The organism is Burkholderia sp. AU31652, assembly GCF_002223155.1.
Lineage (GTDB): Bacteria > Pseudomonadota > Gammaproteobacteria > Burkholderiales > Burkholderiaceae > Burkholderia.
Map to the genome: position 1 here is coordinate 214,246 of NZ_NKFG01000004.1, position 12,194 is coordinate 226,439.

6 protein-coding genes are annotated in these 12,194 nt (G+C 67.1%); 2 read left to right on the top strand and 4 right to left on the bottom strand.

Annotated features, from left to right (window positions below):
• Positions 1 to 104: 104 nt before the first annotated feature.
• Complete coding sequence (gene apbC / locus CFB40_RS13340; protein WP_089431569.1) at positions 105 to 1,196, bottom strand: iron-sulfur cluster carrier protein ApbC; 1,092 nt, start codon at positions 1,194 to 1,196, stop codon at positions 105 to 107.
• 351 nt (positions 1,197 to 1,547) lie between these two features.
• Between apbC and CFB40_RS13345 the strand changes: the two genes are divergently transcribed.
• Both CFB40_RS13345 and metG read left to right on the top strand, forming a co-directional pair.
• On the top strand, positions 1,548 to 2,192 hold the full coding sequence (locus CFB40_RS13345) for an OmpA family protein (RefSeq protein WP_043189806.1): 645 nt from the start codon (positions 1,548 to 1,550) through the stop codon (positions 2,190 to 2,192).
• Between the two features lie 376 nt (positions 2,193 to 2,568).
• Positions 2,569 to 4,725, top strand: a complete 2,157-nt coding sequence (gene metG, locus CFB40_RS13355) for a methionine--tRNA ligase (RefSeq protein ID WP_089426096.1) — start codon at positions 2,569 to 2,571, stop codon at positions 4,723 to 4,725.
• A gap of 81 nt (positions 4,726 to 4,806) precedes the next feature.
• On the opposite strand, the gene CFB40_RS13360 is transcribed toward metG, so the two are convergent.
• From CFB40_RS13360 to CFB40_RS13370, 3 genes are all read right to left on the bottom strand, one after another.
• A protein-coding gene (locus CFB40_RS13360; RefSeq protein WP_089430986.1) for an IS3 family transposase occupies positions 4,807 to 6,158 on the bottom strand; the annotation gives its coding sequence in 2 pieces (ribosomal slippage) (positions 4,807 to 5,684 and positions 5,684 to 6,158; 1,353 coding nt in all).
• A 67-nt stretch (positions 6,159 to 6,225) separates the two neighbouring features.
• Positions 6,226 to 10,308, bottom strand: a complete 4,083-nt coding sequence (locus CFB40_RS13365) for a translocation/assembly module TamB domain-containing protein (RefSeq protein WP_089431570.1) — start codon at positions 10,306 to 10,308, stop codon at positions 6,226 to 6,228.
• 28 nt (positions 10,309 to 10,336) lie between these two features.
• Complete coding sequence (locus CFB40_RS13370; RefSeq protein WP_089431571.1) at positions 10,337 to 12,151, bottom strand: autotransporter assembly complex protein TamA; 1,815 nt, start codon at positions 12,149 to 12,151, stop codon at positions 10,337 to 10,339.
• Positions 12,152 to 12,194: the final 43 nt, after the last annotated feature.

Sequence of the window (12,194 nt, forward strand, 5' to 3'; positions counted from 1 at the left end):
GACACGACGGCCGCGCCGGGCGGGTAAAGGGACCCGGGAAAAGTCGCCATGATACCGCGCCTCGCGGCGCCGTAAACAGCGTGAGGCCCCGCCCCGCAAGGGTTTTACGTATTTTGAACAACGATCGACGGGAACTTCGACGTCATGTCGCGCGATCGCTCGGCAATCGCCAGCGCAACACCGCGCGCGATTTCGCGATAGCGATGCGCCAGCGCGCCTTCCGAATCGGCCACGACCGTCGGCGTGCCGCTGTCGGCGCGCTCACGGATCGCGATGTCGAGCGGCAGGCTGCCGAGCACGTTGACGCCGTACTCCTTCGCCATCCGCTCGGCCCCGCCGGCGCCGAAGACGTGCTCCTCGTGGCCGCAGTTCGAGCAGATGTGGATGCTCATGTTCTCGACGATGCCGAGGATCGGAATCCCGACCTTCTCGAACATCTTCAGGCCCTTCTTCGCGTCGAGCAGCGCGATGTCCTGCGGCGTCGTGACGATCACCGCGCCGGTGACGGGCACGCGCTGCGCGAGCGTCAGCTGGATGTCGCCCGTGCCGGGCGGCATGTCGACGATCAGGTAGTCGAGCTCGCGCCAGTTGGTCTGGCGCAGCAGCTGCTCGAGCGCGGAGGTCGCCATCGGGCCGCGCCATACCATCGGGTTGTCTTCCTCGATCAGGAAGCCGATCGAGTTCGCCTGCAGCCCGTGGCCGACGAGCGGGTTCATCGACTGGTTGTCGGGCGACTCGGGACGCTGGCCGTGGATGCCGAGCATCGTCGGCAGCGACGGGCCGTAGATGTCGGCGTCGAGGATGCCGACCGACGCGCCTTCCGCGGCGAGCGCGAGCGCGAGGTTGACGGCCGTCGTGCTCTTGCCGACACCGCCCTTGCCCGATGCGACCGCGACGATGTTCTTCACGTTCGGCAGCAATTTCACGCCGCGCTGCACCGTGTGCGCGACGATCTCCTGCGAGACCGCGACGCGCGCGTCGCGCACGCCGGCCACGGCCTGCAGCGCCGCGGTGACGCGGGCACGCACGTCGTCGTGCTGGCTGCGCGCGGGATAACCGAGCACCACGTCGAGCGCCACGACGTCGCCGTCGATCGCGACGTTGCGCACGCCCTTGTTCGCCGCATACGGACGGCCGGTATTGGGGTCGACGACAGCCGCCAAAGCGGCGTCGACTTGTGCCCGGTCAATGCTCATCGAAACTCCGTGAAAACGTTTTTCTCGCGCGCAAACGTCAAAAAATATCAAATTTCGGCGCGAAAATCGGGAAAAGTGAAAGAATCTGTTGCACGCCATTGCGCGAACGCGCGACCCGGCGCACTCTTCGCGTGCGGCATGCTATGGGGCCAAATCGGCCACTTACCGCCTATATTGTAGAGGCTGACGCGTCGCACTGTCCCAACAGCCACGCTGACGGGCAGGGCATGCAGCCACCTCGGCGGCTGCCGCGAGCACGGGCCTGCCCTCCTTTTTCGGGCGGCCCGCGCAGGGAGCCATAACTGTTGTTGTCGTCGTTGTCGACTCGTTCAACCAAGAGAGGAATCCAAGATGAACATGAAAATCGCGACCCGCTTGTCCGTCTTCGCATTGGCCGGCGCACTGCTGGCAGGCTGCGCCACGCAGCAAGGCAACAACGCGGCCGTCGGTACCGGCACGGGCGCAGCACTGGGCGCAGGCATCGGCGCGCTGGCAGGCGGCGGCAAGGGCGCGGCGATCGGCGCTGGCGTCGGCGCACTGGTCGGCGGCGTGACGGGTTACAACTGGCAGGCGATCAAGAACAAGCTCGCACCGTCGGCAGCGCAAACGGGCACGCAAGTGACCGAGCAGCCGGACGGCTCGCTGAAGCTGAACGTGCCGAGCTCGGTGACGTTCGCGACGAATCAGTACGCGATCACGCCGGCCTTCACGCCGCTGCTGAACGACCTGGCGACGACGCTGAACCAGAACCCGCAAGTGACGGCTTCGATCGTCGGCTACACGGACAGCACGGGCTCGGCGCAGCTGAACCAGACGCTGTCGCAGAACCGCGCGCAAAGCGTCGTGAACGCACTGGCGCAGCGCGGCGTGAACGGCGGCCGCCTGTCGGCGCAAGGCATGGGCGCATCGAACCCGATCGCGGACAACGCGACCGAAGCCGGCCGCGCACAGAACCGCCGCGTCGAAATCTACCTGCGCGCAGCGCAGGCGCAGTAAGCGCACGACGAGGGGAACGCGCGGGCTCGCGGCCCGCGCAGCCCCGCCGGACAAGGCTTCCGGCGGACCCGGTAACAAATCGAAAAAATTTTCGAACTTCTGTCGCAGGCCGTGGTCAGTATTTACGGTACGCGGCTGGTGTTGCCGGCGCGTCACCATTCTCCTCTTGTCGTTGTTGCTCCGGGGCCGTATCCGCCCCGGTTTTTTTTGCCCGCAGAAATCGTGCTGCGCCGCAGCACACCGCCCTCGGGCACGCCGCTTGCGTGGCCCCGCCTCTTTCGGCGCCCGGTCGAGGGCGCCTGCCCGCGTCGCTGACGCGCGCCCCTGCTAGAATCGCAGTTTCCCGTCGTTTTTCCGCCGTTCCTCTACAGACCCTATGTCCGCATCCGACCTCACTTCCGTGCAGGCTGCGGCGCCGCAAGGCGGCCGCCAGATCCTCGTTACGTCCGCACTGCCCTATGCCAACGGGCAGATCCACATCGGCCACCTGGTCGAGTACATCCAGACCGACATCTGGGTGCGGACGCTGCGAATGCATGGCCATGAGGTCTACTACATCGGCGCCGACGACACGCACGGCACGCCGATCATGCTGCGCGCGGAGAAGGAAGGCCTGACCCCGAAGCAGCTGATCGATCGCGTGTGGACCGAACACAAGCGCGACTTCGACAGCTTCGGCGTGTCGTTCGACAACTTCTACTCGACCGATTCGGACGAGAACCGCGTGCTGAGCGAGAAGATCTACGTCGCGTTGCAGGACGCCGGCTTCATCGCCGAGCGCGAGATCGAGCAGGCATACGATCCCGTCAAGGAAATGTTCCTGCCGGATCGCTTCATTAAGGGCGAGTGCCCGAAGTGCCACGCGAAGGACCAGTACGGCGACAACTGCGAAGTGTGCGGCTCGACCTACCTGCCGACCGAACTGCTGAACCCGTATTCGGTCGTGTCGGGCGCGACGCCGGTGCGCAAGACCTCGAAGCACTACTTCTTCCGCCTGTCCGATCCGCGCTGCGAAACGTTCCTGCGCGAATGGGTGAGCGGCCTCGCGCAGCCCGAAGCGACCAACAAGATGCGCGAATGGCTCGGCGACGCCGGCGAGGCCAAGCTCGCCGACTGGGACATCTCGCGTGACGCGCCGTATTTCGGCTTCGAGATCCCGGGCGCGCCCGGCAAGTATTTCTACGTGTGGCTCGACGCGCCGGTCGGCTACTACGCGAGCTTCAAGAACCTGTGCGAGCGCAACGGCATCGACTTCGATGCGTGGGTCCGCCCGGGCTCGACCACCGAGCAGTACCACTTCATCGGCAAGGACATCCTGTACTTCCACACGCTGTTCTGGCCCGCGATGCTCGAGTTCTCGGGCCATCGCACGCCGACCAACGTGTTCGCGCACGGGTTCCTGACGGTCGACGGCGCGAAGATGTCGAAGTCGCGCGGCACGTTCATCACCGCGCAGAGCTACATCGACACGGGCCTGAACCCCGAATGGCTGCGCTACTACTTCGCCGCGAAGCTGAACGCGACGATGGAAGACATCGACCTGAACCTCGACGACTTCCAGGCGCGCGTGAACAGTGACCTCGTCGGCAAGTACGTGAACATCGCGAGCCGCGCGGCAGGCTTCCTGATCAAGCGCTTCGACGGCCGCGTGCAGGACAGCGCGATGAACCATCCGCTCGTCGCGAAGCTGCGCGAGGCGATCCCGCAGATCGCCGCGCACTACGAGGCACGCGAGTACGGCCGCGCGCTGCGCCACACGATGGAGCTCGCGGACGAGGTGAACGCGTACGTCGACGGCGCGAAGCCGTGGGATCTCGCAAAGGATCCGGCCAACGCGGTCGCGCTGCACGAAACCTGCAGCGTGAGCCTCGAGTCGTTCCGCCTGCTGTCGCTCGCGCTGAAGCCGGTGATGCCGCGCGTGGCCGAAGCCGTCGAGTCGTTCTTCGGGATCGCGCCGCTCGCCTGGGCCGATGCCGCGAAGCCGCTGTCGTCGGAGCAGCCGATCAAGGCGTACCAGCACCTGATGACGCGCGTCGACCCGAAGCAGATCGAAGCGCTGCTCGCCGCGAACCGCGATTCGCTGCAGGCCGAAGCCACCGGCGCGGCTGCCGCGAGCGCGAACGCCGCGAAGGATGCGAAGAACAACGCGAAGGCGAACGCGAAGCAGGCTGTCGTGAACGGCGCGGACGACGCACCGATCTCGATCGACGATTTCGCGAAGATCGACCTGCGCATCGCGAAGATCGTCGCGTGCCAGGCCGTCGAAGGCTCGGACAAGCTGCTGCAGCTCACGCTCGACGTCGGCGAGGAAAAGACCCGCAACGTGTTCTCGGGCATCAAGTCCGCGTACCAGCCCGAGCAGCTCGTCGGCAAGCTGACCGTGATGGTCGCGAACCTCGCGCCGCGCAAGATGAAGTTCGGCCTGTCCGAAGGGATGGTGCTCGCCGCGTCGGCCACCGACGAGAAGGCCGAGCCGGGCCTCTACATCCTCGAGCCGCACAGCGGCGCGAAGCCCGGCATGCGCGTGAAGTAAGCCGAACGCGCTGCCGCTTGCGCGAAAAAGAAGCCCCGCACGATGTGAACTGACCCCGTAAAGTTGGACGGGTTATGACGGCTAGGGCTGAGTTCTGTATTGCACGGGACTCAGCCCTTTTAGTTTCAGTTTGATGCGGTCGTGATTGTAGTAGTGGATGTAGCTTGCCAAGCCGGTTTGCAGTTCGTCCAGGTTGCGGAACCGATTCAGATGGAAGAACTCGGATTTCAGCGTGCCGAAGAAGCTCTCCATGGCGGCGTTGTCCAGGCAATTCCCTTTACGCGACATGCTTTGCGTGAGCGCTCGTTGCTGCAGTAGGCGGCGATACGCAGGCATCTGGTACTGCCAGCCCTGATCCGAATGCAAGAGAGGCCGCTCGTGTGACTTCAAGCGCGCCAATGCCTTGCGAAGCATTGCGCTGACCATCTCGAACGCCGGGCGCCTCGCGGTTTCATAAGCAATGATCTCGCCGTTGTACAGATCGAGCACTGGTGACAGGTACAGCTTCTGGCCACCCACGTTGAATTCCGTGACATCCGTTACCCACTTCTCATTCGGACGCTTTGCGTAGAACCGACGCTGTAAAACATGAGGTGCAACACGTCCGACGCTACCTTTGTAGGAGCGGTATTTCTTCGGGCGCACACAAGACTTCAGCCGCAACTCACCCATCAGACGCGCCACAGTCTTGTGGTTAATCACCTGTCCCAGATTACGTAGAGCGAGCGTGATGCGTCGATAGCCGTAGCGGCCCTTGTGCCGTTCGAACAGCGAGCAGATTCTTGCCCTTGTATCGGCATACTTGTCGGCTGCTCCGAGCAATTTCTGATGATAGTAGAACGTGCTGCGCGCCAAGCCGGCAACCTTCAACAAGCCCGCAAGCGGATATTGCTGCCTTAGCTCGAGCACGATTTGCGCTTTTTGCGTTGCGCTGATCGCTGCTGCGCTTGAGCCAAGGCTTCGAGCTTTTTTAAGTACGCGTTCTCCATGCGCAGGAAGTTCAACTCGTCGAGTAGTTCCTGTCGGGAGCGCGTATCGTCCTCGGGTAGCGGCGGTGGCGTGAGCGGTGGCTTGGGCATCTTCCTGGGGCGCCCCCGCTGGCGCGGCGACAGTGCGTCTATACCGCCTTCATCATACTGGCGTTTCCACTGGCCGATGGCCGTACGGTTCCTAATGTTGAAGCGTGCAGCCGTCTCACGCGCTGACAACCCTTCGCTACGCATTTGCTGCAGTACAAGCAACTTGAACTCTGCGCTGTAGCGCTCGCACTTCTTCTTCAAGCCTGCCGGACCATGTATGCGATGGGCCGCCACCCACTTGCGGATCGTCGCCTCATCGACGCCGTGGCGCTTGGACATCTCACGGAACCCAGCGTGGCCGGACTCGTACTCCTCTGCAATGGATACCTTGAACTGCTCCGTGTACTTGCTCATGAAAAACACCCCAAAGGTTGGATCGATGTCCAACTTTTGGGGTGCAGTTCAATGTGCGGGGCTTTTTTCATGGCTGCTCGGCGCGCCGCCCGCCCCCGCGGTCACTGCTGAACCAGCGATCAAAACGCCGCGTGTAGTTCAGGTCGACGCCCTGGAACGTGCCGCCGTACGCGGATACCGACCAGAAACGCGTCAGGTTGATCGTCGCCTTGAACGCGTTGGCCGCCGATTGCAGCCCCTGCTCGAAGCCGAGCACGAAGCGCTCGTTGATCGCCTTCGACACGAGCACGACCTGCGGATCGGTCAGGCCGACTTCACTGCGGCCGACCGACACCTCGTCGAGACCGAAGGTCTGCGCGACGCGCTTGCCGGTCACGCTGCCGAGCAGCCCGAGCGCCGCCGTCATCGCACCCTGCTGGCCGACGTTGTTGCCCTGGTCGGTGCCGTGCCCGAACAACAGCCACGACAGTTTTTCGTTTTCGGTGACGTTCGGCTCCGACACGAGCTTGACCGTCAGCGACTGGATCGTGCCCGTCACCTGCACGCCGGCCTCGACCTCCTGGTTGCGCCGCATCGCGAGGATGTTGACGCCCGGGTTCGACACGGGGCCGTTGAACGTGAAGAAGCCGTTCTCGACCGCGAGCTTGCGGCCGAACGACGTGTACGTCGACCCTTCGGTCACGCGCACGTTGCCGACCGCGCGCAGCGGCACGCCCGGCGCGCTCATCACGGTGATCGTGCCGCGCAGCCCGAGATCCGCGCCGTGGCCCTTGAAGCGGAAGTTGTTGCCGAGGCCGATGTCGATGTTCGCGCGCGGCGCGAGCGACGGCGCCGGCTTGTCCTCGACCGGCTTCGGCTTCGCGACCGCGGAACCGGTCGGCGTCTCGCCGCGCACCGTGCCGCCCGGCTGCTCGATCACCACATCGTCCGACAGGTGCGGCGCCGATTCCTCGGGCAAGTCGAACAGCGCGCGGTCGACGACGAACTTGCCGTCGATCGACAGTGCGCCACGCGGCCCGTCGTTCGCAACCGTCGCCTTGCCCGACAGCGACAGCTTGCGGTCCGGCGCCGCGAACAGTTCGAGCTTGTCCGCGACGATGCTCGCGGTCAGGTCGGGCGCCTCGCCGTCGAGGCGCACGCGGCCGAGTGCGCGCAGCGTACCGTCGCCGCCGTGGAACTCGACCTGCTGGAATTCGACGAGGTTTTCCGACAGCTTCACGCGCACGATGCCGTCCTTCAGCTGCACGCCCTGGTCGATCAGCGTCGCGGACAGGTCGTCACCCGTCAGCATCCCCGACAGGTTCGGCTTCACCGGCGTGCCGGCGACCGTCAGCTTCAGCGCCGCGCGCCCGCCGAGCAGGTAGCTCGGCCCGAACAGGTTGCCGGTCGTCTTCAGCGCCGGGATGTCGGCGTCGATGCGACCCGACAGCGGGCCGTCGTCGACCACGCCGAACATCCCGTCGCGCAGCGCGAACGGCACGGTGACGTTCGCGTCGAGCGTGCCGATCCGGGCCGCCTTCGCGAGCGCCGTCACGTTGAGCCGGTTGCCGGGCGTGAAGCTCGCGCGCGCGGACAGGTCGGTCAGCCCCAGCGAGGCGATGCCGCGCCCGCTTTCGATCGTCACGTCGCCGCCGCGGCGCTTCACCTGCACGTAGCCTGTCGCGTTCGCGCCGAGCGAGAAATCCCAGTCGGCATCGAGCACGACGTCGGTGCGCACCGGCGGCCGCTGGCCCGTCAGTTCCTGGCGGACCTCGAGGAAACGCGCGACCGACGCACCGGTCACCGAGCCCGCCGAGCGCATCTGGCCGTGATCGAACACGAACGACTTCAGGTCGATCGCCGCGCCTTCGAGCGTGAGGCGCGTCGCGCCGAGCGTCACGCGGCCGGCGCCGGCCGACACGGTCAGCGGCGACTGCAGCGCGATGGTCGGCGTGCCGCGGTTCGCAAGACGCGTGACGGTGCCGTCCCAGCGCATCCCGTCGCGATTCTCGACCACGCCGCCATTCGCCGCGAGCGTCACGTCGATCACGCGGCCGCCGGCCGCCCCGAGCGCCGACGCGTCGAGCGTGTGCTTCGCGCGCGTGCCGTCGAGGTTCGCGCGCAGCGATTTCAGCTTCAGCGAGCCGAGCGCGATGTCGGACGCATCGGCCGTGAACACGAGCGCGCCGTGCGCGCCGTCGCGGATGTCCGCGCGGCCCTGCGCGGCACCGATCCGGTTCGAGCCGACGACGACGTGCTCGGCCTTGTAGGTGGCCGTCACGTTCGGGTGCGCGAAGCTGCCGGTCAGGTCGCCCTGCGCCTGCACGAGCCCTTGCACGCCAAAGCCGAGCCGGTCGAGCTGCGGCGCGTCGACGACGAAGCGCAGCCGGTCGCCGGGCGCACCGAAGCTGCCGCGCAGGTCGACATGGTTGCCCGCGATCGACAGGTTCGCGTTGCTCGGCAAGATGCGCGAGCCGGCCAGCTGCACGACGCCGGCGCCGGTCAGCGGCACGCCGTCGTACAGGCTGTCGCCGAGCTTGAAGGTCGCCTTCGTCGATACCTGCGGCGCGAATGCGCCCGACGCCGTCAGCGTGCCCGACACGCGCGTCTCGCCGCGCGGGGCCGGCGCTTTCGTGGCCTTGGCGGGCGCCTTGCCGCCCCCCGCCTTCGGCGCGCTCATGGCGGCGAGCAGCAGCGGATCGAATGCGGTCAGCGTCGCCTTCGCGTCATAGCTCGAATGCGCATCGTGGCGGAACACACCCGTCAGGTCGATGCGGCCCTTGCCCGCCGTCACGCGCGCGTCGGTCAGCACGGTCTGCTGCGGCGTCAGCGCAACCTTCGCGCGGGCGCCGAGCGCGAGCTTCGGATCGTTCAGGTTGAAATCGACGGTCGTGACATCGCCCGCGAGCGTCACGCCGAGCGGGCCGGCGAGGCGCATCGGTCGCAGCTCGGCGACGAACGCGTTCAGGTCGAGGTTCGCGACCTTCAGGTCGAAGCGGCCCTTGCCACCCGTCAGCGTGCCGTTGCCGGTCACGCTGCCGTCGCGGATCAGCTTCAGCGCGAGATCGTCGATCCGCTGCGCGTGCGCGTCGAGATGCACGTTCGCGTGCGCATCGATCACCGGCAGCAAATGGTCGCCGAGCGTGCCGGGCTTCGCGTTGACGATCGACACCGGGCCCGTCACCGCAAAACCCTTCGCGGGCTCGGCCCCGGCCGGCGCCGTCACCGGCGCGAGTTCCGCGCGCACCGCGAGATCGGCAGCCGGCGCGCCGGGCGCGAGCGCCTGCGGATTCACGTGATCGAACGCGAGCGATGCGCGGGTGAGCGGCACCGCGCCGAACGGCGCGGCCTCGACGTGCGCGCGTCCGTTCAGCTTCATCCCGCTTGCGTCGACTTCGGCGACGAGCGCCTCGAGCGACCCCGACACGCGCGCACGCGCGTCGACCGGCTCGTCGGACAGCTTGCCTGCATAGGTGGCGTCACCCGTCAGCGCGAATGGCTTCACGCCGTCGAGCTTCGCGCGTGCGGTCAGCGCGCCGTACGGCGTATCGACGCCGGCGAGCACGAGTTCATGGTGACGGCCGTCGCTGCGGCCGTTCAGTGCGATATGGTCGAGCTGCGTCGTCGAGCCGCCGTCGTGGATCGCGAGGTGATCGACGCGCAGGTCGTCGATCCGCAACTGCAGCGGCAGGCTCAGGTCCTGCGGCGTCGTACTCGGCGTCGACGGCCCCGGCGCGATCCGCACGTCGATCGTGCCGGCGCGAAGGTACGCGATGGACAGCCGCCACGGCGCGCGGGTCAGGGCCCAGCGGCCGTCGAGCCGGTCGATGCGGATTTCGGTGCCGGTGCCGTCGGGGCTCGTCCACGCGAATCCGCGCAACCGCACACCGGTCGCAAGCGCGCCGCCGTCGAGCGTGCCCGCGAGCCGCGCGCCGAGCACGCGACCGGCCACCTGCCACGCGAGCCGCGTGCCGTGCTCGGTCGTCGCCGCGGCCAGCACGAGGCCGACCGCCAGCACGACGAGCAGCACGACCGTGACAAGCGTCCACGCGACGAACCGCCCGATCCACGCGACGGGCCCGCGGCGCGGCGTGCGCGGCGGCGCGTCGGGCGCGCCGTCGGGCGAGTCCGGATCGTGAGGCGGCGGCGTGTCGTTCGGGTCCTTCGTCATGCGGTTCGTCGTCGGTGAAGCGGTACGGTCAGAAAGCGATGCCGAGCGTCAGGTACGGGCGCACGCTATGGTTGCGCAACCCGTACGCGACGTCGACGTTGATCGGGCCGACGGGGCTGCGCCAGCGCGCGCCGATGCCGACACCCGGGTAGAACACGCGCTCGCCCCACGCATCGGTGGCAGTGCCGATGTCGAAGAACGTCGCCGCGCCCCAGTCGCGGTTGAACCAGTGCTGGTATTCGGCGGTGCCCGTCATCAGGTACTTGGTCGGCAGCACGGAGCCGTCGACGCTGTTACCGATGCTCTGGTAGCCGTAGCCGCGCACCGAGTTCGAGCCGCCCGCGCGGAACAGCAGCGACGCCGGCACGCCGGTCGAGCTGCCGCTCGTGAACACGCCGCCGAGCTCCGCACGGAACACGAACAGGTCGCGCTTGCCGATCGGCAGGTACTGCTGGCCGCGCGCGTAGCCGCGGATGAAGGACTGGTCGGTCAGCACGCCCTTGACCGCGAAGCCGGCCTCCGCGTGGATCAGGTTGCCCGAACGCGGAAACAGCGGATCGTCGACGTTGCGGCGCGTCCACGCCCATTGCGGCACGAGCGCGCGGCTCGTGGTCGGCCCGGCGCCGTTCTGGTCGAGCCGGTCCTGGTAGTACATCAGCGAATACGCATAGTCGATGAACTGGCCGGTGCGCGTGCGCTGCACGCCGACCCGCGCGCTGTAGATGCGCGTGTCCGACACGTTGGTGTTCGTGTACGACGCGAGCACGCTGTTGGTCCAGCCCTTCTCGCCCGGCGGCATCGACAGCTGGACCTGCCCGTATTGCTGGATCTGGTCGAGCCGGCCCGACACGGTCAGCGGCCACGCGGCGCCGAACGTGTCGAGATACGTGTAGGAACCCTGCACGTGCGGCCCGGTATCGGTGGCAAAGCCGACGCCGCCGCGGATGTTGTTGTACGGAAACTCGCTGACCTTCACGTGCACGGGCGTGCGCTCGGGCTTCGCCGTATCGTCGCCGACGTCGATCGCGACGCTCGCGTAATACGGCGTGTTCTGCAACTGCCGCTGCAGTTCGGTGATCCGCTGCACGTCGTAGATCTCGCCTTCCGACAGCGGATTGACGTTCGTGACGATCTTTTCCGGATAGCGCCGCACGCCGTCGACGTCGACCTTGCCGATCGTGAACGTCGGGCCGCTGTCGAACGTGACCGCGAGCATCGCGCGCTGCGTGCGCGGGTCGATGCGCGCTTCGGACGACGCGATCTTCCCGCCGAGATAGCGGTGCGACTGCAGTTGCCTGAGCGCCGCGCCCTTCGCGCCGTCCCAGTCGGACTGCGTGAACGGATCGCCCGGCTTCAGCGAGAACGCGAAGCGGGTCGCGGCTTCCTGCTTCGGATCCTCGGTGTCGATGGGCCCCTTGAACGTCAGGTCGACGCTCGACACGATCGTCTGCTTGCCCGGATCGACCGCGATGCGCACGTCGCGCTTGCCGTCGCGCGTGCGCACGTCGGTGCGCACGACCGGCGAGAAATAGCCGGCCGTCGCGGTGAGGTCGCGCACCTGCTGCGGCGTGGCGGTCACGAGGAAGTCGAACTGGTCGTCGCTGATGTCGTCACGCTTCGCGAAGCGCGCGATGTCGAGATGCGTCTTCAGGAGCTTGCGGATCGAACGCGGCGCGTCGATGTCGACGTCGTACTTCGCATGGGCCGGCAGCGCGAAGCACGCGGCCAGGCAACCCGCGAGGGCCGCCCGCGCGACGCGGGCCGCGGCGGCGGCGCGCTCGCGTGCCGCGCGCGGGCTCGCGTCATGCGCCGTGTGTGCTTGCTGGTTCGACTGCCCCGCCAAATATGACCTCGCCGTCTCGGAGTGTTACGGTTTCGTGGAAAAC

What these genes read in the sequence shown, in the direction of transcription:
- apbC (WP_089431569.1), bottom strand. Translation starts at nt 1,196, where the DNA reads ATGAGCATTGACCGGGCACAAGTCGACGCCGCTTTGGCGGCTGTCGTC.
- CFB40_RS13345 (WP_043189806.1), top strand. Translation starts at nt 1,548, where the DNA reads ATGAACATGAAAATCGCGACCCGCTTGTCCGTCTTCGCATTGGCCGGC.
- metG (WP_089426096.1), top strand. Translation starts at nt 2,569, where the DNA reads ATGTCCGCATCCGACCTCACTTCCGTGCAGGCTGCGGCGCCGCAAGGC.
- CFB40_RS13365 (WP_089431570.1), bottom strand. Translation starts at nt 10,308, where the DNA reads ATGACGAAGGACCCGAACGACACGCCGCCGCCTCACGATCCGGACTCG.